20 protein-coding genes and 1 pseudogene are annotated in these 18,262 nt (G+C 49.1%); 8 read left to right on the top strand and 13 right to left on the bottom strand.

Features of this window, described 5'->3' with window-relative positions; all coding sequences use genetic code 11:
- Positions 1 to 13: 13 nt before the first annotated feature.
- From AC5JMP_RS13845 to AC5JMP_RS13825, 5 genes and pseudogenes are all read right to left on the bottom strand, one after another.
- Entirely contained in the window at positions 14 to 571 is a 558-nt protein-coding gene (locus AC5JMP_RS13845) for an endonuclease domain-containing protein (protein ID WP_495852168.1), read from the bottom strand.
- Positions 572 to 1,945 (bottom strand): annotated as a pseudogene (locus tag AC5JMP_RS13840) (DNA methyltransferase); the annotation flags it as partial.
- Entirely contained in the window at positions 1,927 to 2,526 is a 600-nt protein-coding gene (locus tag AC5JMP_RS13835) for a type IIL restriction-modification enzyme MmeI (protein ID WP_495852060.1), read from the bottom strand. The gene AC5JMP_RS13835 and the pseudogene AC5JMP_RS13840, both read right to left, overlap by 19 nt.
- Positions 2,527 to 2,875: 349 nt before the next feature.
- Positions 2,876 to 3,343: a thiol-disulfide oxidoreductase DCC family protein gene (locus tag AC5JMP_RS13830; RefSeq protein WP_495852059.1), complete on the bottom strand. Its 468-nt coding sequence runs from the start codon at positions 3,341 to 3,343 to the stop codon at positions 2,876 to 2,878.
- A gap of 401 nt (positions 3,344 to 3,744) precedes the next feature.
- A complete protein-coding gene (locus AC5JMP_RS13825) occupies positions 3,745 to 4,962 on the bottom strand; it encodes an MFS transporter (RefSeq protein ID WP_495852058.1) in 1,218 nt (405 codons plus the stop codon).
- A gap of 140 nt (positions 4,963 to 5,102) precedes the next feature.
- On the opposite strand from AC5JMP_RS13825, the gene AC5JMP_RS13820 reads away from it, so the two are divergent.
- Both AC5JMP_RS13820 and AC5JMP_RS13815 read left to right on the top strand, forming a co-directional pair.
- Positions 5,103 to 6,008, top strand: coding sequence for a LysR family transcriptional regulator (locus AC5JMP_RS13820; protein ID WP_495852057.1), 906 nt, complete (start codon positions 5,103 to 5,105; stop codon positions 6,006 to 6,008).
- Between the two features lie 142 nt (positions 6,009 to 6,150).
- The gene (locus tag AC5JMP_RS13815) at positions 6,151 to 6,477 is read left to right on the top strand and encodes a hypothetical protein (RefSeq protein ID WP_495852056.1); all 327 of its coding nucleotides are present in this window, start codon (positions 6,151 to 6,153) and stop codon (positions 6,475 to 6,477) included.
- A 7-nt stretch (positions 6,478 to 6,484) separates the two neighbouring features.
- Here AC5JMP_RS13815 and AC5JMP_RS13810 read toward each other — a convergent pair whose 3' ends face one another.
- The 5 genes from AC5JMP_RS13810 to fabG form a co-directional block, all read right to left on the bottom strand.
- Positions 6,485 to 7,264 carry an amino acid ABC transporter ATP-binding protein gene (locus AC5JMP_RS13810; RefSeq protein ID WP_495852055.1) on the bottom strand — a complete coding sequence of 260 codons (780 nt, stop codon included), beginning with the start codon at positions 7,262 to 7,264 and terminating at the stop codon, positions 6,485 to 6,487.
- Positions 7,265 to 7,346: 82 nt separating this feature from the next.
- Positions 7,347 to 8,231, bottom strand: coding sequence for a transporter substrate-binding domain-containing protein (locus tag AC5JMP_RS13805; RefSeq protein ID WP_495852054.1), 885 nt, complete (start codon positions 8,229 to 8,231; stop codon positions 7,347 to 7,349).
- Between the two features lie 48 nt (positions 8,232 to 8,279).
- Positions 8,280 to 8,939: an amino acid ABC transporter permease gene (locus AC5JMP_RS13800; protein WP_495852053.1), complete on the bottom strand. Its 660-nt coding sequence runs from the start codon at positions 8,937 to 8,939 to the stop codon at positions 8,280 to 8,282.
- 18 nt (positions 8,940 to 8,957) lie between these two features.
- The gene (locus AC5JMP_RS13795) at positions 8,958 to 9,635 is read right to left on the bottom strand and encodes an amino acid ABC transporter permease (protein ID WP_495852052.1); all 678 of its coding nucleotides are present in this window, start codon (positions 9,633 to 9,635) and stop codon (positions 8,958 to 8,960) included.
- 233 nt (positions 9,636 to 9,868) lie between these two features.
- Complete coding sequence (gene fabG / locus AC5JMP_RS13790; RefSeq protein ID WP_495852051.1) at positions 9,869 to 10,627, bottom strand: 3-oxoacyl-[acyl-carrier-protein] reductase; 759 nt, start codon at positions 10,625 to 10,627, stop codon at positions 9,869 to 9,871.
- 345 nt (positions 10,628 to 10,972) lie between these two features.
- On the opposite strand from fabG, the gene trxA reads away from it, so the two are divergent.
- Both trxA and AC5JMP_RS13780 read left to right on the top strand, forming a co-directional pair.
- Positions 10,973 to 11,284 (top strand): thioredoxin, encoded by a 312-nt coding sequence (gene trxA / locus AC5JMP_RS13785; protein WP_495852167.1) that lies wholly within the window; start codon positions 10,973 to 10,975, stop codon positions 11,282 to 11,284.
- Positions 11,285 to 11,515: 231 nt separating this feature from the next.
- Positions 11,516 to 11,875, top strand: a complete 360-nt coding sequence (locus AC5JMP_RS13780) for a hypothetical protein (protein ID WP_495852050.1) — start codon at positions 11,516 to 11,518, stop codon at positions 11,873 to 11,875.
- A gap of 604 nt (positions 11,876 to 12,479) precedes the next feature.
- Here AC5JMP_RS13780 and AC5JMP_RS13775 read toward each other — a convergent pair.
- Together AC5JMP_RS13775 and AC5JMP_RS13770 are read right to left on the bottom strand one after the other, a co-directional pair.
- Complete coding sequence (locus tag AC5JMP_RS13775; RefSeq protein WP_495852049.1) at positions 12,480 to 12,749, bottom strand: GlsB/YeaQ/YmgE family stress response membrane protein; 270 nt, start codon at positions 12,747 to 12,749, stop codon at positions 12,480 to 12,482.
- A 191-nt stretch (positions 12,750 to 12,940) separates the two neighbouring features.
- On the bottom strand, positions 12,941 to 13,654 hold the full coding sequence (locus tag AC5JMP_RS13770; protein ID WP_495852048.1) for a diacylglycerol/polyprenol kinase family protein: 714 nt from the start codon (positions 13,652 to 13,654) through the stop codon (positions 12,941 to 12,943).
- A gap of 431 nt (positions 13,655 to 14,085) precedes the next feature.
- On the opposite strand from AC5JMP_RS13770, the gene AC5JMP_RS13765 reads away from it, so the two are divergent.
- The 3 genes from AC5JMP_RS13765 to AC5JMP_RS13755 all read left to right on the top strand — a co-directional run bounded on the left by AC5JMP_RS13765 (position 14,086) and on the right by AC5JMP_RS13755 (position 17,557).
- Positions 14,086 to 15,690, top strand: coding sequence for a helicase C-terminal domain-containing protein (locus AC5JMP_RS13765; RefSeq protein WP_495852047.1), 1,605 nt, complete (start codon positions 14,086 to 14,088; stop codon positions 15,688 to 15,690).
- Positions 15,691 to 15,866: 176 nt separating this feature from the next.
- On the top strand, positions 15,867 to 16,760 hold the full coding sequence (locus AC5JMP_RS13760; protein ID WP_495852046.1) for a bestrophin family protein: 894 nt from the start codon (positions 15,867 to 15,869) through the stop codon (positions 16,758 to 16,760).
- Between the two features lie 59 nt (positions 16,761 to 16,819).
- Positions 16,820 to 17,557, top strand: coding sequence for a Uma2 family endonuclease (locus AC5JMP_RS13755; RefSeq protein WP_495852045.1), 738 nt, complete (start codon positions 16,820 to 16,822; stop codon positions 17,555 to 17,557).
- 57 nt (positions 17,558 to 17,614) lie between these two features.
- Here the strand turns inward: AC5JMP_RS13755 and AC5JMP_RS13750 are convergent, their stop codons facing one another.
- Positions 17,615 to 17,794, bottom strand: coding sequence for a hypothetical protein (locus tag AC5JMP_RS13750; RefSeq protein ID WP_495852044.1), 180 nt, complete (start codon positions 17,792 to 17,794; stop codon positions 17,615 to 17,617).
- 200 nt (positions 17,795 to 17,994) lie between these two features.
- Between AC5JMP_RS13750 and AC5JMP_RS13745 the strand changes: the two genes are divergently transcribed.
- Positions 17,995 to 18,225 (top strand): helix-turn-helix transcriptional regulator, encoded by a 231-nt coding sequence (locus AC5JMP_RS13745; RefSeq protein WP_495852043.1) that lies wholly within the window; start codon positions 17,995 to 17,997, stop codon positions 18,223 to 18,225.
- Positions 18,226 to 18,262: the final 37 nt, after the last annotated feature.

Below are 18,262 nucleotides of genomic sequence, written 5' to 3'. Positions count from 1 at the left end.
CAACCCTTCTCCCTTAGGGAGAAGGGAGCCGGACTGCCTTGTCCCCCTCTCCCGATGGGAGAGGGGCTAGGGGTGAGGGTTCTAGAACTTCCGCGATCGTCCCCAAAACCTGGTCAATAGTTTCTAAAACCTCATCATTCCAAAAACGCAAAACTGTGAAGCCATTGTCTTGCATCCATTGATCGCGATCGGCATCTTCAACCTGACGTGACTCATGAATATTGCCGTCTAGCTCAATAATCAAATGGGCTGCATGGCAGTAAAAATCTGCAATGAACTGACCAAGATTATGCTGCCTACGGAACTTGGCGTTTAGAAGACGGCGATCGCGCAAACATTCCCACAAAAGCTGTTCTGCTGGCGTTTGCTTTTGTCGTAGTTCTTTTGCACGTTGTAAAAGTTCCCGTGGAATCTGTCGGGTTCGTCCTGCCAAGTCTGCAATATCTTTATCCCAATCCCCCTCATCCCCAACCCTTCTCCCTAAGGGAGAAGAGAGCCGATCCTTCTTGTCCCCCTCTCCAGTAGGGAGAGGGGCTAGGGGTGAGGGTTCCAGATCTAGGAGTGAAGGCACTTTAACCCAATTCACAATACTCACATGAACGTTCGCTTCACCCGACCAAACCTGTGTCGAAACCGCATCATAAATAACGCCACCGTTTTGCACCACGTAATCCAATGCAGCAATCCGGCTCTTACCTTGACTAATTGAATTGGTTCCCACTAATCCCGCCCGACCTTCTTCGCCAATCTGGTCATGCGCCAACCGAAACCAATAGGCACAAAAATCAACTGAATCTTTGACATCTGGAAAACGAGCAAATACGCGATCGATATACTCATCACTGAGATTGATCCGCATATGTTTTCCACCCAAAAACGGCGGATTGCCAATAATCGCGTCTGCCTTCACCCACTCCGTAAACAGCGCATCTTTGCAAACAATATTTTCATCCAGCGTATCCAACGGCAAAGCAGGCTGATCATGAATATCGCACAGGTCGATCGCCACTTTGCGGGCAATCATCAGCGTCACTCGCGCCAACTCCACCGCAAACGCATTCGTATCCATGCCATAAAACTGCTGCGGGGTGACAAAGCCAATACTCATTTGCCCCTGCCCACTTTCCGATCGCCGTCGGGCATCAATCTTATCTTGCAGCACTCGCTCCAGGCGCTTTAGCTCTAGATACGCCATGTAGAGGAAATTGCCCGACCCACAAGCCGGATCAAGTACTTTGTAGTTGCGTAACTCCGTCTGCAACGTAGAGAGTTCTGCCAGTGTTGTTGCGTTAGCGATCTTCTCTTCCCAATAGCGCGTGATCGTGGGGCGAACGATCTTGAGAATATCTTCTTCTGAGGTGAAATGAATGCCGTGGGCATGACGTTCTTTGCTGTCGCTTTTACCGATCGCCGACTCAAAGATATTGCCAAAAATCGACGGACGCACTGCCTTCCAGTCCTGCGATGCCGCCGCCTCCAACAGCTCCAGCTCTTTCCCGGTCAGCTCTAGCGGATGCACCTCCCGAAACAAACCGCCGTTAAAGTAATCTACGCCCTGATAGCGTCCTGCCGGAGTCATGCCCGGTCGATTCATCTCCTGAAACAGGTTGCCCAAAATATCGTAGGTATTCGAGGGTTTGCCTTGACGGGTGCGATCGAGTCACTCCCGCACCATGCCAATAAACAGATCCGCTGGCAGCAATTTTCGATCTTCTGCAAACATCGCCAACACGCATTGCAGCACAAACCGCTGAGCTGTTTTGGGATCAACAGCATCTCGCTGTCTCTGGGTCAGCATCGTTAGCAATTCGCCCATCCGTCCGGCAGCTTTCTCCGTCACCGAGATCAGATTGTTGTTGAAGACAGGCGATCGCTCCAACTCTGGATTCATGAACGTGAACGCCCCCGCTCTTTCGGGCAACCGTTCTAAAGCAACCTTCTCGATAGCACAAACCGCTGAGCTGTTTTGGGATCAACAGCATCTCGCTGTCTCTGGGTCAGCATCGTTAGCAATTCGCCCATCCGTCCGGCAGCTTTCTCCGTCACCGAGATCAGATTGTTGTTGAAGACAGGCGATCGCTCCAACTCTGGATTCATGAACGTGAACGCCCCCGCTCTTTCGGGCAACCGTTCTAAAGCAACCTTCTCGATCGGTTCTTCCGACTGCTTGCGAAAGTCATAGATCCAAAACTCGTCAAAGTTGCACAGCATCACATAGCTGGGGCACTGCAACTGCATCCAATACGTTACCGCTTGGGCGTAGTGCTTATTCAGGTCTTCGCCCCGCTTCTTCATCTCAATCAGCAAATGCGGCTTCCACGCCAGATCGGCAAAGCCCGTATTGCCTTTTTTGCTGCCCTTTTTTACCCGTTGCTCCAGTGTTGCCCCCGCTTCTTTCACACCTTCGTGCCCAAATGCCTGAAAAAAGCGATCGAGGAAGTTTTGTGACTCTCCTTTCTCATCGCCTGTGAGATGCTGCTGGCAATATTGGACAAATTTCTGGAGGCTTTCGGGTGTAGAAGGCATGAAGCAACCCATCAGTAACAGCAGAGCGGGCAGAAGAACGAAGCTTGAGCAGTCACGGCTCAGTATTCCCTCTCAATTCTCCATCTTTTACCTTCAAATCCGGAAATGTCAGGTTTCACACACGAAACTTTTGCTTCCAGACAGAACTAATCCTGTTCAGAAGTCCATCTTTTGCCTACTGAACTCAAAACTCCGACCTCAAAACTCGAAACTTTGCCTGCTGAACTCGGATCTTCGACCTTTTCACTCCAGCATTCAAGCTCCGAACTCGGAATGTCGAGCAAATAGCTCAAACCTTCAAGCTCAGAGCTGAATCGATCGCCCTCCGAGGTCAAATTCCCACATCAGCCTATCCCTCTATTCGGCACCGTGCCTCACATTCAATTCGGTTTTGCCGTTCGGTCACGATCGCAGCCAAATTAGGTCGTCCGGTCAGCGCCAACCGCCAGTCAGCCCAAATGCCGTAGAGACTATCTGCCAAAAATCCGACGATCGGTAGTTTGGTGATGGCATAGATCCAGCCCATGCCCAAAATTTCGTAGACGCGACGGAATACCGCCACATCTTTAATTACGGTGTTGTCTGGCAGCACTGCATGAATTCGCCCCATTGCCGTCTCAAAATCCACGCCGCCATTCGCTTCAGGAGCATAGTCATCTGCGGCAATATCCACAAATTTCACTAGCCCCCGTCCGGCATCCCGCTTCCGCAAAAAATTGACCTCCCGCATGCACAAGGGACATTCGCCGTCATAAAGCAGCTTAATTTTCCAGGAGGCGATCGCCGGGGCTTGAGACGAGGTTTCTGAGAGGGTCATGGGAATTAGCGATCGTTTGCTTTGAAGGGTTTACTCTATTCAATTGTAAACAAAAGTTACGAACAGGTGCCGCTTAGCCCTTGCCTTAACCGATATAACGTTACGTAATTGAGTAAGGACAGGTTCTTCTTTGAGAGCCGCACTCCGCGCGGCTCTCAAAAAAGAATCCATTGGGTCTAAGCTCGACTTCACCCCTATATCGTCAGGCTCTACCCTGAATAGAGGCAAATGTAGGCGTTGCTGAATCGAAGTATGAATCTATCTGAGTTGACAGTTTTCTCGCCCCCTAAATCCCCCAATTCTGGGGGACTTCCGAGCCATTCAAAGTCCCCCAGAATTGGGGGATTTAGGGGGCTTTCATACTTGCCTTCAGCAACGCCCAAATGTAAGGCTCTTGAACGCTACTTTTTCCAAGAGGCGATCGCCACTCCAGCCGTCATCCCTTGAATCGCCAGAATCAGCAGCACGCAAGCCTTCCATTGTCCCAAATTCCAAAAGAATCCGGGTAGTACGGCTCCTAAACTGCCGCCTACATAATACGCCGAAACATATAGCCCCGTTGCCGCCGACCGAGATTCGCGGGCGGTAGTGCCGACATAGCTAGTAGTCACCGACTGACAGACAAAGATACCCGAAGCGCTAACTGCCAATCCCACAATCACCATCCAAAGCTGCGGGATCAGCGTAATCGATATGCCCACACAAATCATGCCGATCGCCAGCATCAGCGATCGACGGTAGCCCAGCCGCTCAATCCAGCGTCCCGCAATGGGGGTAATCACCACCCCCAGCAGATAGACGCAAAACACCAGACCCAAAGCGACTGTGTTTAAGTTAAAGGGCGCAGCCGACAGATAAAAATTGACGTAGGTGAAAATCGCCACACTAGAAAACAGAATATTGAAGCCCACAGCATAGGCGGCAATGAGATGCGGATTTCGCAGATGAAGCGCCATGGCTTGAAGGGACGATCGAATATTTTTTTTGCCCGTAAAGTTGCGGGAGCTGGGCAGCCAAAGCCAGCTGGCGATTGCCCCCAGTAGCGTCAGACCACTGAGCAGCACAAACGCCCAGCGCCACCCCAGCGTATCTGTCACAAATCCCGATAAAACTCTGCCTGAAAAGCCGCCCAAGACATTTCCGGTGACATAAATCGCCATGGCTGCGCCCACGCCAGCACCCGCCCATTCTTCGCTGACATAGGCAATGCTGACGGCAAACACCGCCGCCATCAGCAATCCCTGCATAAACCGCCAGCCAAGGAGCGCGTCCAGCCCAGTTGCCGTTGCCGTTAACCCTGTAAACAGGCTGAGTAGAAGCAACGCTGGGACAATCATTCGTTTACGACCCATGCGATCGGCAAGAACACCTGCCCAAGGTGCCGATAGGGCTACGGCGATCGTGGTAGCGCTCACCGTCAGGCTCACCTCTACTTCGGAGGCATGAAAAATCTGGGTGAACAATGGCAGCAACGGCTGAGTCGCATACAAATTCAGGAATGAGCAAAATCCAACAAAGGCAATCGCATATGCCGATCGCTTTCCCGGAAGGCTTGTTTTAGAAGAGCTTGTTTTAGAAAGACCTAACCGATGTTGCCGAAAAGATTTACCGAAAGACACTCGTATCTGACCTCAACTGCTAAACCTTAATCGCAACACGCCCATCCTAGAAAGTTCTCTGCTAGATGTCCAATATATATTTCAAGGCATGGTAAGACTTAAAAGATATAGCGATCGTCTTCCCCTAGTCATAGCCCCCTATGGAACTCCGCCATCTGCGCTACTTTGTTGCCGTTGCTGAAGAACTGAACTTCAGTCGAGCCGCAGAGCGACTGCACATTGCCCAACCTCCTCTCAGTCAGCAAATCCGTAGCCTAGAAACAGAGCTAGGCGTGCAGCTCTTCAACCGAAACAAGCATCGCGTTAGCCTGACTGAAGTGGGAGAACTGTTTTTGGTGGAAGCGCGTCAAACGTTGATACAGGCAGAACGCGCCGTTGAAACCGCTCAGCGCGCTAGTCAGGGCGAACTTGGACGGTTGGTGATCGGCTTTGCCAGCTCGATCGCCTACAGCATTTTCCCCGACATCCTGCGAGCTTTTCGAGAAAAATTTCCCGGTGTGGAGCTGATTTTGCATGAGCTGAACACCAGCTTACAAACCCAAGGCGTTCATGGCAGCACGATCGACCTAGGATTTGTGCATTTGCCGATCGCAGAAGAGCGATTGAATTTGCTCACTGTTTTAGAAGAACCGATGATGGTTGCCGTTCCTAAAACTCATCCCTTGGCTGATCATCCTCAGATTTCTCTGACATCTCTTGCAAACGATCGCTTTATTCTATTTCCTCGTCACGTCGCGTCCGGTTTTTATGATCAGGTGTTGAGCGCCTGTCAGCAAGCTGGATTCACACCTAACGTGATTCAGGAGGCAAAATTGATGCAGACGATCGTCTGTCTAGTTGCAGGCGGAATGGGAGTTGCGCTCGTTCCCGCTTCCCTACAAAACCTTCAGCGAACGGGAGTAATTTACGCTGCTTTAGAGGAAAAAATTCCTCCCCTTAAAACTGCCATGATCTGGCGACAAGACAATATGTCTTGTGTACTGCATGCGTTTATAGCGGTAGTTCGCCAAACCATTCAAGATTCTATGCTAGATCAAATGCGCTAAGTGATTGATGCTCTTACGATTCACGCCAATCTGCATAATTTGAAAAATTTAATTGATCCAAAAATGATTTTGTAATGTATAAAGAAATCACCTTCACTGCTTTTATGAAGGCAAGAAGCTTAACTCCTATAGGAATTGATGTATGGCAACATTTAAAAGACGGTCGTCCGCCTCAGCAGCAGTTTCTAAATCTGCGATCGCCCAAGCAAGCACTATGCTGCAAGCGCTGCCACAAAAGCCAAAGGACAACTGGTCTCTGCGAGAGGCAGTTAGTCTCTTACATGACTCTATTATCAGCGCGATCGATCGCGGCTACAGCCACGAAGAAGTTGCAGCTATGTTGGGCGAGAAGGGGGTAGACATCACGGCTCCTTCGCTCAAGCGATATTTGGCATCGGTAAAGCGAGAGAAAGATGCAGACAAGCCCAAAGCGAGTCGAGGCGGCAGACGATCGAAAACAGGGGCTTAATTAGGCTTTAGTGCAAGATTTGTGACAGAAACTTGCGTGTGCGATCGCTTTTGGGATTGTTGAAAAATTCCGCTGGAGTTGTGTCTTCTACCAACAAACCATCGGCTAGGAAGATGATGCGATCGGCAACTTCACGGGCAAAACCCACCTCATGGGTAACGCAGACCATTGTCATACCAGAGCTAGCCAGCGATCGCATCACGTCTAGAACCTCCCGCACCATTTCGGGATCAAGCGCCGAGGTGGGTTCATCAAAGAGCATGATTTTGGGCTGCATGGCTAAGGCACGGGCGATCGCGACCCGCTGCTGCTGTCCTCCAGAGAGTTGACCTGGATATTTCTTTGCCTGATGCAGAATGCCGACCCGCTCTAGCAGCTGAGTTGTGATCTCGTCAGCTTTGGCTTTTGGCATATTTCGCACCTGAATCGGAGCGATGCTGACATTCTCAAACACCGTCAGGTGAGGAAACAAATTGAACTGCTGAAACACCATCCCTACTTCTCGCCGGATAGCGTCTACGTTTTTCAGCTTCGGGGTGAGCAAAATGCCATCTACCTCGATACTGCCCTTCTGAAAAGGTTCCAAAGCATTAAATGTGCGAATAAAAGTGGATTTACCTGAGCCAGAAGGCCCCATGAGCACCACTACTTCGCCTTTATTCACCGTGAGGCTAACGCCTTTGAGGACATGGAAGCCATTGCTGTACCATTTCTCCACGTCCCGCGCGACGATCGCCGCTTCTGTTGCCGTAGCGACGCTACTTCCAGATGTCTCAAACTGAGTCATTGAATCTTCCCCTGAGCTGTGTGCTTTTGTGTGCCTAAGCTATATACCTGAGCCATCTATGAGTTGAATACACCTGCTAAAACTATGCGGTTGGCAGATCACCCAGCGGTTCACCAAACCATTGTTTTGCCAGCTTGTCTAGCTCCCCATCCTGACGCATATTCCTCAAAATCTCGTTCACTTTTGCTTGTAGATTAGTATCCCCCTTGCGGAGTCCTACATAGCAGGGCGAGTTCTTCATCACAAACTGATTTTTGATCCGCTGATCGGGATTGTCTCGCATCAACTTGTTTGCCACTACATTCCCAGTCGCAATCAACTCAACCTGTCCGGAAATGAGTGCCGAAGCGGTCAAGCTATTGTTGGCAAATCGTTTCACCGTGACGTTCTGCACGTTTCCTTCCGTCAAGTTTTTTGCCAACTCCAGATCCTCTAGAGAGCCTTGCGCAACACCCAAGGTTTTCCCCTGAAGATCGGCGTAGGATTTGACAGTCAACGCATCGCCGCCATAGATACCAGAGTAGAAAGGCGCGTAAGGAATAGAGAAACTGATAATTTTCTCTCGGTCTTTGTTCTTTCCCAAACTAGAAATCACCATATCTACCCGGTTTGTTTGCAAAAAGGGAATGCGGTAATTCCCAATCACAGGTACGAGATCGAGTTTGACCCCCATTGCTTGAGCCACCTGGCTAGCGACATCAACGTCATACCCACGAACACTCATGTCTGCCCCGATCGATCCAAAGGGTGGAAAGTCATCAGGAACTGCAATTTTGACCTCGCCGCGCTGCATAATGTCCTCTAGCGCCTTGCCAGGACTGGGCGCACTGGGCAAATTAACTACTGCGGAGGAAGTATCGACTTTCGCAGATTTGACCGACGCTCCAGAGCAGGCGGTAATTCCTACAGTGAGCAACAGACTGACACAAAACAGGGCGATCGCCCCTCGAAAACTTTTTAGAAACATAATTGCCTCACCTTTAAAAGCACCACGTTAATAAGCGAAAGCGCTACGTTAATGAGCCTGTTGATTTAATCGCTGCTCAACCCGCTGACTCCACAGAGAGAGAGGATAGCAGAGCAAGAAGTAGATTGCCCCTGCCAGCGCAAACACAAGCAGCGCCTTCAGAGTGACGTTGTTAATCTGGGAGGCGGCACGAGACAGCTCTGTAAAACCAATTACCGAAGCTAGGGAAGTGCCCTTAATTACCTGTACGAGGAAGCCCACTGTGGGAGCGATCGCCAGCTTTACGGCTTGCGGCAAAATAATGTAGCGCAGTTTTTTGAAGTAGCCAAATCCGAGCGCAGAAGACGCTTCCCACTGCCCTTTGGGTAACGCTTCGACCGCACCTCGCCAGATGTCCGCCAGAAAGGCGCTGGTGAATGCTGTTAGGGCGATCGTTGCTGCAACCAAGGGCGATAGATTGATTCCAAACACCACAGAAACGCCGAAAAATGCCAGAAAGAGCTGCAACAGCAGAGGCGTTCCTTCAAAGAACTCAACATAGACCCAGCTCAAGAACCGGATCGGCTTGATCGGAGAAATCCGCATCATCATGATCAAAAATCCAGCAATACCGCCAAAAACAAAGGCAATAATTGATAGAATAATTGTCCACTTTGTGGCAATCAGCAGATTAATGAAAATTCGCCCTAGTGTAAATTCGTCGCTCATAAATACCTAAGCCAATGATTAACGTCGAGAGTATTTTGCAAATTCAAAAAAGCGCCGTTCAATCCAGTAGGCAAAGCCTTTAATAATCCAAACAATTGCCAAATAGAACAGGCAGACGGTGAAGTAGATTTCAAAACTACGAAAGGTGCGGGAATTCAGGAAGTCACCCGCAAAGGTGAGGTCTTCTGTGGCAATCTGTGAAACAACACTTGTAAATAGAACGGCCAGAATCACTTGCCCGGTTAACGCCGTGTAGATGTTGGACAAAGCGGGCGTAAGGATGATGTAGCGAAAGATTTTCAGAGGCTTGAATCCCAAAGCCATTGCGGCTTCAATTTGTCCTTTGGGTATGCTCTCAACGCCTGCTCTCACAATCTCAGTTGAGTAAGCCCCAAAATTAATTGCTAAAGACAGAATAGCCGCCTGCTCTGCATTTAAGCGAATTCCTAGCTTCGGCAATCCAAAGAATATAAAAAATAGCTGAATGAGAAAGGGGGTATTCCGAATCACTTCAACGTAGGCCAGAGTAACAGCGTTCAAAATCCGATTACCCGACGTTCTGAACAAGGCTCCGATAATACCCAGGATTAACCCGAAGGCGATCGCAATCAGTGAAACCCTAAAAGTTAGCAGCGCACCTGCAACAAATAGCCCAATATTATCTCGAATAACAGAGAAGTCAAATGCGTACCCCATGCTGTCCCCCTGATATTGATATTAATAAAGATTGATGTTAAGAATCAAAAGTAGAGTTCTGAAACCCTATCAAAACCTGCAAAAAACTTCTAAAACATTGCTTGGCTAACTCGGAAATATCTAGCAGGAACTGCAAATTAGATACGGTACACCATGACAAAAAAGCCACGGGGTAAATGTGGCTTAATATACAAACTTTCTAAATGCTGTCTAAATCTTAAACTTTCTTTTTGCTACGCCATCACCATACCGCCATCAATATTGATCACCTGTCCCGTCATGTAAGCCGCGGCTGGGTCTGCGGCTAGAAATCGAATCACTCCAGCAACTTCTTCGGGTTGCCCATAACGACCCAAGGGAATAAATTTCAGGAGATCCTCTGATTTGATTCCAGCTGTCATGTCTGTGGCAATAAAGCCAGGAGCTACGGCATTTACCGTGATGCCACGCGGCGCAAATTCTTTGGCGACTGTCTTGGTAAAACCGATTACCCCGGCTTTAGAGGCGCTGTAGTTTGCCTGTCCAGCATTGCCCATTTCGCCCACCACAGAAGTGAGATTGATGATTCGTCCCGATCGCTGCTTCAACATCACTTTGCTCACTGCCTTGGTGCAAAGAAATACGCCTGTCAAGTTCAGGTCAATTACTGCCTGCCAGTCTTCTAGCTTCATCCGGAGCAGTAGGGTGTCCCGCGCAATCCCAGCGTTATTGACCAGGACATCCATGCGACCCCATTTTTCCATGACGGTATCGATCAGCGTCTCCACCTGTTCAGACTTGGACACGTCGGCTTGAAGAGCGATCGCCATTTCACCCATCGCCGCAATTTCAGCTACAACGGCTTCTGCGGCTTGGCTAGAGTTAGCATAATTGACGACGACTTTAGCGCCTTCTGCGGCAAGTGCCAGCGCCACAGCACGACCAATACCCCGTGAGGCTCCGGTGACAATGGCAACTTGGTCGCGCAATCGCAAAGCTGAAGATGCTGTCATACGATCAATCCCTCTCTACATCAAACATTTGAATTGAACCTGCATACATGGCTTTTTAGAGCCTGACTCAATCCTCTCTCAAAATGGGCACTCTGGTGGAGTCTGGACATTTATTCTGTTAAGACATTTAGTTTATCTTCGGCAACTTTATAAAAAATTATCTAGGATTAGAGCGGGAAATTTAAGTCCGGCGATGAATGCTTAACTTTGCCCTTAATTGATTATCTCTGCTCCAGGTTATAGAAGCCTCTGCTCATGACATTCATAGCGGCATTGAGCACTTTCTCGATCGCCCCCAATCTAGCCACTGACCGAAATACCGTTTACCTAAAAAACCTCAGCGTAATGAAAAAACAGTTTGGCAGCTTTCAAGAATTAATCTCTGGATCAGATCTACCGATCCTTGTAGATTTCTATGCATCCTGGTGTGGTCCTTGCCAGATGATGGCAAAAAACCTAGATCAGGTGAACCAATCCATGAAGCAAAAGGTGAAGATCGTGAAGATCAATACCGATAAATATCCTGACCTTGCCTCCAAGTATCAGGTTCAGGCTTTGCCCACTTTAGTTCTGTTCAATCAGGGTCAGCCTGTCGATCGCGTTGAAGGGCTGCTATCGGCTGAGCAAATAGTGCGTCGCCTACAAAATCTGATCTAAGTCTTGACCCGTAAGTCTTTTTGAAAACCTTAACCGGGAATGTCGCAGCTTTACCCAAGCCCAGGTTCAAGCGGTTAAGGTTTTAACTAGGGCTTTAGATCCTTTAGATAGATCCTTTAATTCTGGCGGAATACTCCATATGAATGAAGCCAAAACTTTTAGGACTTCCTATGCTAGCAAAGTAGGCAAAAACCTGACCTGCTTCCTCTCCCGGTTTAACGTCTTTTGATCATGGATACGGAACGCGATCGCACCCGTCTGAAGTTTCCCCTCTGGAAATACCTCACTCAGCCTCTCTTTAGCCCTGAGTTCAAATCGCTTAACCCTCGGCGGTTTTGGCACCTCTACAACGCCGAACAGCTTAAAGTCTGCTGGGAAAGGCATATATCGGAACCTGTCTGGGTCGAGAACCCGGTTCAGTTTCTGGAGATATGTTGGTTAAAAACGGGGGTTGGCATCAAGCTTGTGCAGAGCCTCCAAGTGGTTGAGTTTTTAGAGCGCTGCTGGAATAAGGAATTCTTGCAGAACCCATTGTCCGATCGCCATGGCGATACTCCAGAATACTTTGACGAATCTGAAGATTACTATTAAGGCGCGCTTATGTCTACGAAATGAGTAATCTTAAAGTAATCTCACGCTCTGATTTTCACTCTGCTATCTAAGCGATGGGGAATGATAGGAGTGCGCTTTTCGATGCGACCTTACTCCTTTACTGACCCACTGCTGCTGAGGCTGAAAACGAATTTTGATTGTCTCCAGCAAGCCAGACTGATTGCTTTTGAGCACCTCAACTCATCTTTGCCGCTGTCAAAGGCGGTCTGTGCTGTTTTGTGGGGTACTCGTCAAAAGTAAATACGATTATCTTTAGATGCCATCTGTTCAATGAAAGCTGGCAGTGCGGTAATTTCATTCTCACTATGAAGCAGATATTTTTTAAGAGCCGCGCTTCGCGCGGCTCTTAAAAAATATCTGCTTCATAACCAGCTCTCACTGGTGCGATATGCCCCCAACTCACCTCTAGCTTCCAGAACACTTGATCGCTAGCCGCAGTCACCGTACGAAAAGTCTCACAAAAATTTGCGAATACTTTAACAACAGCAAGTTGGAGAATCAAATATTAGGCTTTAGAGAGATGACCTAGTTGCTACACCCATCGCTTAATCAGACTGAAACAGCCGTAGATTAACAGCCAAATCTATGCCGCACGGCGCGTCATCAGACCCCACAAGAAAATAGCAACCATTGCACCTAGCACTGCCACCAATAAACCAGGAATACTCAATCCTGTCGCGGCTAACTGGAGAGTGCCCGTGGTCAGCAACGTGTACAAACTTCCGCCTACGAATGCACCAATAATTCCCAGAATAATCGTGGAGAGGATGCCGCCACCCTGACTACCGGGATAGATTGCTTTCGCGATCGCACCTGCTAGGAGACCCAATAATAGCCAAGCAATAATGTTCATGGTAAACCTCTAAAGCCTTTATGTTTAGTTCCTATTAATACGTTATCGATTTCTGTAGAAACGCTCTTCTGTCGCAGGATATAACTTATGAAATCCAGCTGTAGAACTGAAAGCTAAAAGACAAAGCGATCGATTCCCACAACAGATCAAACAGCTGGTTTGCAGAACATTCATTGTCTCAATGAATCATCCTACGTCAAGTGTTTTTCTAAAGCCGATAGCAAGATACTGAAGTAGCCTTCATTGAGTAAAAATGCGGCGATCGCGCTGCCCAGAGGCACCGTCAGATTATCAATTCCCAGCTTCGAAAAAGCCTCTAGCCCCGTTGCTAGCAACGCCACGCCCACCGGAATCAGTCCGGTCTGCCAGCTCTGTCCCTGAACACCCCACAAAACGAGGCTAGTGACTCCATAGCTCGTCAACGCCATAGCTAGCGAACCCTCCCAGCTTTTTTGCATTCCCATCAGCTTGTAGGGATGTTTGCCCCAACGCTGTCCCACAAGCGCTGCCAGACCGTCGCCCCAAGTCATGATGAGAATACCGATCGCCGCATATTGAGGAAACCTTTGCCAGAAGAGAGCAATCAGCACCCCGATGCTGACCGCGTAGAAAAAAGTGCCCAGACTTTTACGCCCGACGCTGTTAATTCCTGGCAGGATTGGCAGAACATAGGACAACAGCGTCACAAGGCTAAAGATCACCGATGCAGAAATCCCTGCCCAAGCCGGAATCTTGAGCCACCATGCCAGCAAAATAATGTTGCCTGTGCCAATGTGAACAACCTTACGAACCACTTCCGGATCAGCCGTCCAGCGCTGGAGTGCCACCGCCAATAGCCCCACGATCACCAGCCATGAGGAAGCGATCGTTATCTGAAGCCATAAACTAGGCGCAAAAACAGGCATAAACTTTACTACACAGCTAGGGAAAAGGTGACGATATCTTTCACTCGATAATTCTCACTGTAAAGGATCTTGCAATTGATTTCGCTTCCTTCATTCTCAACAGGTAAAAATCCAGAATCTACACGATCAGAACCTAGGGGCAGACATGGCTCACACATGGCTCACACATGGCTCACATAGCATTACGTAATTGAGTTAGGACGAGTTATTTTTTGAGAGCCGCGCTCCGCGCGGCTCTCAAAAAATAACTCATTGGATCTAAGCGCGTAGCGCCATACACGGCTCATACTGCGATTTTCGAGAACCCATAAGGCTGTTGGCTGTTTACCCTCATAAGGTTTGTGGCACAATGAGATGCAGTCCATAGAATTCGGCTAAGGTTCAGCTTATCCAGGCTCAGTCTGTAGGGTTCACAGTACGAGACACCGCATGTGATTGAGGTCGAAGTTCATCAACAGCTCCGTGCCTTCCTACGAGAGCAGGGAGAGCCATACTGGCACCATCACTTGACGATGGCGCGACTGGTGGCTCGCGCCTTGCGGCTAGGGCGGAGTGCGCTGATTCAGGCAGGTGCTCCATCGGGGTATCACGGTGGCTACCGCTTGAGCTACCTGATGCCGCTATTGCTATGGCAAGAGCCAACCCTCTTGGTGGTACCAGAAGCAGTGCAGCAGAGATTGCTGATGGTAGAAATTCCCCGATTGCATCAGTGGATTTCAGCTCACAAGGCAATTCGGACGGGCGATCGCTGGCCTTCAGACAACTTCCAGGGTTTACTCATCACCTCGCCCCAGGCTTGGCTTGCCGATCGCCTGTCTGCCACAGGGCTGTTTCCCAAAGATATTCCAACGATTATTGATAGCGCCGATGACCTAGAGACTTGGGCATATCAACAGCTCACTGCCCAAATTCAGCCCCACGACTGGGACGACCTGATGCGGGCTTGCCCAACCCAGACCGAAGCCATTCGAGATGCGCGCGTGGGGCTAACGCGATCGTTTTTTCAGCACCCCGTCAACCCCTACAACTGCTATCTGATCGAAGCCTCGGAACAGAGCATCCTGACCCAGCTTTACCAAGTCTTGCGCCTGAGCTACACCTTGAGTCTTGTGGAAAGCGATACTGAATCTCAAGCAGAGCCTCATTCAGATTGGCTGAGCAGCAACTTTTTGCCTGCCGTTTGGCAGCAGTTTGGCAAAGCGCTCCACCAGACCGATCAACTGCTGTGGACAGAAGTTAACCGACGACAGGGGCAATTTTCGCTCCATTGTGGCCCTGTTGAATTAGCTCCTGCTCTAAGCCAAATCTGGTCGCAGCAACCCGTTGTGTTAATTGGTGGCTTTTTAGATTTGTACTCTGAAGCTCCCGTCTATCGGCAGCGCTTGGGGCTGCCCGACATGACCTGTCTCAAGTTTTGTCCTGATCGCCAGCATGAGCTAATTCAGCTCTATCTGCCCGACGGAATGCCCATGCCCAACACGCCTCAGTTTCAGGGGGCGCTGCTCCAAGAGATTCGCACTTTAATTGGGTCAACGCACACTGCCCGTCAGGGACTCACCGTAATTTTGGTGGGCGATACCCCGCTTAAAGCACAGGTTGGCTCTGTATTGGCCGCAGAATTTGGTTCACGGGTGCAAGTCGAAAAAACCTGTCTTGACGAGCAGGGAATCTTGGTGTCAGGCTGGGAGTTTTGGCAGCAGCACCAATCTGTTTTGCCTGCTCCCCGGCTATTGCTGATTACGACTCTCCCCTTTCCTTCGCTGGAGGAGCCGCTAGTCGCTGGACGAGTTGCCCACTACAAGCGATCGCGTCAAGACTGGTTTCGCCTCTATCTGCTGCCTGAGGCGTTAGGAACCCTGCAACGGGCGATCGCCCCCGTACGAGATGCCCAGGGCGTAGTGGCGCTACTAGACAGTCGGGTCAATCACCGGAGCTACGGGCAGCAGGTATTAGCGGCACTCAGCCCCATGGCGCGGATTAACTATGTGGATGCCAGTATCTTTACGCCCCTGGAAGAAATGGGCTTGATAGAATAACTCTTCTCGCTCTGAGAATTGCAGTGAGTGACTTCTTTCATAACCCAAGGCGATCGAATTGTTGGGTTACTTAAATGTAGGCTATTCAAAAATTGGCTTCTCATCCCAATTTAAACGGGTTATAAGGCAGGTATACCGCTATCGTGAAAAAAGGCTGGGCGAAACAAGAAGGCTGGATGAAACAAAAAAATTGGTTTCGATCGGCGCTGACGCTGCATGGCTCCGTTGTACCCGTAGTGAGTCTGCGCGCCCTAGTTTGCGGTGTGTTTGGGGTGCTTGTTTCCTGGCTCCATAGTCTGGGATATCCCGTTGCCTTACCGATTCTGGCAGGAGTGATCCCCAATATTGTCCTAGGTCTTATGCTGGTTTTTCGCACCAACACGGCTTACGAAAGATTTTGGGAAGGGCGAAAGCTTTGGGGCAATCTCATCAACACGGTGCGGAATTTATCTAGAAATATTTGGGTTTCTATCGATGAAAAAGATCCGCACGATCGCGCTGCTAAGGTTGCTGCTCTTCATCTGATCATTGCTTTTGCAGTAGCAACAAAGCTGCATTTGCGACAGGAACCTATCAACTCAGAGCTGGAACCACTGCTCTCACAAACTCATTACAACACGCTCAAAACGATGAACAATCCGCCGTTAGAAATCGCGGTATGGATTCAGGATTACTTGCAGCAGCAGGCTCATAAAGGCTGTTTAGATGGGTTTCAGCTCAACATATTGCTGCAAACTTTAAATGAAATGGTGGACTGCTTGGGAGGCTGTGAGCGCATTTTAAAGACTCCTATTCCGTTAGCTTATGCGATTCACCTGAAACAGCTTTTACTGATCTATTGCCTAACGTTGCCCTTTCAATTTGTTGCTGACCTGCATTGGCTTACGGGGGCGATCGTTGCGCTCATCAGCTTCACGTTGTTGGGCATTGAAGAGATTGGGCTAGAAATCGAAAATCCCTTTGGTCGCGATGCTAACGATCTGCCACTAGACAGCTTTTGCGAAACCATGCAGCGCAACAGTAATGACATCATGACCCTAGAACCTGTCAGCGTCAGAAGGGTAAGGTAAATTTGGGCTAGTCATTAGCCGATCGCGATAAAATAAGGCGATAGCTGCAATCTTTAACCATGACTGTCTCTCTCACTGATTCTCAATCAACAGCAGTCTTTTACCCTAGTGCAGATGGTAAACCTGTGGCTGAAACCTACGTGCATTTCTATGCTCTGCTCGTCACGCTGGAAGTCTTGAGGCAGTACCTGAAGGGGCGGAGCGCAACTGTCTTGGGTAATCAGTTTATGTACTATGCCCAAGGTTTCCCAAAGCTACGTGTAGCTCCTGATGTCATGGTAATTTTTGACGTGGCTCCTGGTGGACGCGATAACTACAAAATTTGGGAAGAAAAGCAGGTGCCTGTGGTTGTGTTTGAGATGACCTCAAAAAGCACAAAAGCTGAAGATATGGGCGAGAAGAAAACGCTGTACGAACGGCTGGGGGTGCAGGAATACTGGCTCTTTGACCCGAAAGGTGAATGGATCTCACCTCAGCTTCGGGGCTATCGCTTGCAGGAGTCAGGCTATGCGCCTATTACAGATGGACGAAGTGAACCGCTGAAGCTGCGATTGCAGGTTGAGGAACAGCTCATTGGATTTTATCGGGAAGACACGGGGGAGAAATTGCTGATTCCGGAGGAATTAGCAACAGCCTTGGCTCAGGAAAGACTGGCAAAAGAGCAGGAAAGGTTGGCAAAAGAGCAGGAAAGGTTGGCAAAAGAGCAGGAAAGGCTGGCAAGACAGCAAGCAGAAGAACAGGTTGAGCGATTGAAAGCTCAGTTGCGATCGCTCGGTATTGATCCCGATACCCTCTAATGCGTCTTTAAATGCGTAATGTGCCATCGATCGCGCTCTATCGTTTTTATTTCTAAATCAAGTCTCTGTTTCTAAATCAAAAACAATCTCGAAAATGCCGTCAGGCACAAGTCGCCGCAGTCGGATGAGATATTCTTCAGCTTCGTTGCGTTTACGAAATCGAGCTGCGATCAGAACTTGCGCATTGGGCAAACAGCGAATGATGCACCAGGGATGAAGGCGATCGTGGTAGCTCATGGCACTATCTCTTTTAGGAGTTGAATTTTAGGCATAGTAAATTTGGCGGTCTTCGAGTCCGCTTGATGAGAAACTGATAAGGGAGAAACCCGAAACGTTCTAGCCTTTCTGCAATTAGAGTAGAGCAGACGGCTCAAATGCACTCGAATCTACATTTACAAGAATGTATATACGAGAATGTAATTACATTTCAGTATAGTATGACTCAAGCAGACGATCAAGTAACACTTGCGGAATTGCGCAAACGGGCTGAATTGACGCGCAGACAAGTGGCGATCGCTCTCGGAGTCACCGAAAAAACAATTTATGTCTGGGAAATGGGTGCGAATGAGCCTCGGATGACTCCTGTTCAGACGAAGCAGCTTATGGAGACTTTGCAGTGTTCATTTGAGGAATTGGTGGAGGCTACAAAAAAACGATCGCCAGAGTGATCGGGCGATCGGTGAGTTAAACTCAAGTTTTTCAGAT

Source organism: Drouetiella sp., assembly GCF_059504425.1.
This window is presented reverse-complemented; position numbering and strand designations above follow the sequence as displayed.

Bases quoted from the DNA above. Each gene is read 5' to 3' on its own strand.
- AC5JMP_RS13805 (WP_495852054.1), bottom strand. From the start codon at position 8,231: ATGTTTCTAAAAAGTTTTCGAGGGGCGATCGCCCTGTTTTGTGTCAGT.
- AC5JMP_RS13760 (WP_495852046.1), top strand. From the start codon at position 15,867: ATGAAACAAAAAAATTGGTTTCGATCGGCGCTGACGCTGCATGGCTCC.
- AC5JMP_RS13780 (WP_495852050.1), top strand. From the start codon at position 11,516: ATGGATACGGAACGCGATCGCACCCGTCTGAAGTTTCCCCTCTGGAAA.
- AC5JMP_RS13830 (WP_495852059.1), bottom strand. From the start codon at position 3,343: ATGACCCTCTCAGAAACCTCGTCTCAAGCCCCGGCGATCGCCTCCTGG.
- AC5JMP_RS13810 (WP_495852055.1), bottom strand. From the start codon at position 7,264: ATGACTCAGTTTGAGACATCTGGAAGTAGCGTCGCTACGGCAACAGAA.
- AC5JMP_RS13755 (WP_495852045.1), top strand. From the start codon at position 16,820: ATGACTGTCTCTCTCACTGATTCTCAATCAACAGCAGTCTTTTACCCT.
- AC5JMP_RS13835 (WP_495852060.1), bottom strand. From the start codon at position 2,526: ATGCCTTCTACACCCGAAAGCCTCCAGAAATTTGTCCAATATTGCCAG.
- AC5JMP_RS13820 (WP_495852057.1), top strand. From the start codon at position 5,103: ATGGAACTCCGCCATCTGCGCTACTTTGTTGCCGTTGCTGAAGAACTG.
- AC5JMP_RS13800 (WP_495852053.1), bottom strand. From the start codon at position 8,939: ATGAGCGACGAATTTACACTAGGGCGAATTTTCATTAATCTGCTGATT.
- AC5JMP_RS13745 (WP_495852043.1), top strand. From the start codon at position 17,995: ATGACTCAAGCAGACGATCAAGTAACACTTGCGGAATTGCGCAAACGG.
- fabG (WP_495852051.1), bottom strand. From the start codon at position 10,627: ATGACAGCATCTTCAGCTTTGCGATTGCGCGACCAAGTTGCCATTGTC.
- AC5JMP_RS13815 (WP_495852056.1), top strand. From the start codon at position 6,151: ATGGCAACATTTAAAAGACGGTCGTCCGCCTCAGCAGCAGTTTCTAAA.
- AC5JMP_RS13775 (WP_495852049.1), bottom strand. From the start codon at position 12,749: ATGAACATTATTGCTTGGCTATTATTGGGTCTCCTAGCAGGTGCGATC.
- AC5JMP_RS13770 (WP_495852048.1), bottom strand. From the start codon at position 13,654: ATGCCTGTTTTTGCGCCTAGTTTATGGCTTCAGATAACGATCGCTTCC.
- AC5JMP_RS13750 (WP_495852044.1), bottom strand. From the start codon at position 17,794: ATGAGCTACCACGATCGCCTTCATCCCTGGTGCATCATTCGCTGTTTG.
- AC5JMP_RS13795 (WP_495852052.1), bottom strand. From the start codon at position 9,635: ATGGGGTACGCATTTGACTTCTCTGTTATTCGAGATAATATTGGGCTA.
- trxA (WP_495852167.1), top strand. From the start codon at position 10,973: ATGAAAAAACAGTTTGGCAGCTTTCAAGAATTAATCTCTGGATCAGAT.